General features: G+C 67.9%; 2 protein-coding genes. Both read left to right on the top strand.

Annotated features, from left to right (window positions below; genetic code table 11):
* Nucleotides 1-69 precede the first annotated feature (69 nt).
* Nucleotides 70-378: a transposase gene (locus ABT300_RS44135; protein WP_351688844.1), complete on the top strand. Its 309-nt coding sequence runs from the start codon at nucleotides 70-72 to the stop codon at nucleotides 376-378.
* On the top strand, nucleotides 375-1,295 hold the full coding sequence (locus tag ABT300_RS44130) for an IS3 family transposase (protein WP_351688842.1): 921 nt from the start codon (nucleotides 375-377) through the stop codon (nucleotides 1,293-1,295). Before ABT300_RS44135 ends, ABT300_RS44130 begins: the two co-directional genes overlap by 4 nt.
* Nucleotides 1,296-1,326 lie beyond the last annotated feature (31 nt).

Below are 1,326 nucleotides of genomic sequence, written 5' to 3'. Positions count from 1 at the left end.
TGAGCTTCCCCCGAGATGCGGGATGTGTTGACAGAGGGTCAGATGGGTTTCATGAGAGGAGCCCAGACGATGCCTGCCCCGAGGAAGTACCCGCTGGAGTTGCGTGAGCGTGCGGTTCGGATGTACCGGGCCGCCGAGCCGAAGCCCGTCATCCGCCGCATGGCTGAGGAACTCGGCGTGCATCACGAGGCCCTGCGCAACTGGATCCGGCAGGCTGAGGCCGACGCCGGTGAGCGGGACGACCTGCTCACCACCGAGGAGAAGGAAGAGCTCGCCCAGCTGCGGCGCGAGGTGCGGGACCTGCGCCGGGCGAATGAGGTCCTGCGGACGGCCTCGGCTTTTTTCGCCGCTCAGCTCGACCCGACCCGGCCCAGGTGACAGCGCTCCTCGATGAGCATCCGCACCTGGGGGTAGAGCCCGTACTCCGGGAGCTGCACATCCCCTCCTCCACCTACTACCGGTGGCGGCGCGCGGAGAAAGAGCCGTGCGAGCGCATCCGCCGGGACGCCGAGCTGACCGGCAGGATCCGGCAGGTCCACGGGGACTCCGGCGGCGTCTACGGCTCGCCGCGCGTGCACGCCGTCCTCAAACGCGAGGGTGTGGCGATCGGCCGCAAACGGGTCGAGCGGCTCATGCGCGAAGCCGGCCTCGCCGGCATCAGCCCCCGCCGGACGGGCAGCTTCACCCGTCGTGACCCCGACGCAGACCTCGCCCCTGACCTGGTGCAACGCGACTTCACCGCCGACGAGCCGAACCGGCTGTGGGTGACCGACCTGACCATGATCCCCCCCCTGGAGGGACCCCTGTGGCTGTCGGCGATCCGGGACGCCTTCTCCCGCCGGGTGGTGGCCTGGGAGACCTCCGCCCGCGCGGACGCTGACCTGGTCCTCACCACCCTCGAGTACGCTCTCGCGTCCCGTGAGGTCGAGCCCGGACAACTGATCCATCATGCCGACCACGGCTGTCAGTACACGTCCATCAAGCTCACAACACGCCTGGTGCGAGCCGGAATTGAGGCGTCCATGGGGTCGGTCGGGGACTCGTACGACAACGCCCTGGCCGAGAACCTGTGGATGCTGATCAAGACCGAAGGGCTTCGCGGCCGGACCTTCACCACCCGGGCCGAGGCCAACCTCGCGCTCTTCGAGTACATCGACGGCTTCTACAACCCCCGCCGCATCCAGAAACGACTCGGCTACCTCAGCCCCATCGAGTTCGAGGAGAAGCACTACGCCAACCAGGCAACGGCTGAACAAGTGAACCTGAAACCACGTCAACCCGCCCTGACCAGCTAGTCAGCACCTCCCGCGCAGCGGGGGAACCTCA

This window comes from Streptomyces sp. NPDC001027 (assembly GCF_040299045.1).
In the GTDB taxonomy this organism is placed as follows: domain Bacteria; phylum Actinomycetota; class Actinomycetes; order Streptomycetales; family Streptomycetaceae; genus Streptomyces.
Note: the sequence above shows the minus strand (reverse complement) of the source record. Positions and strands in the feature narration are given on the sequence as shown.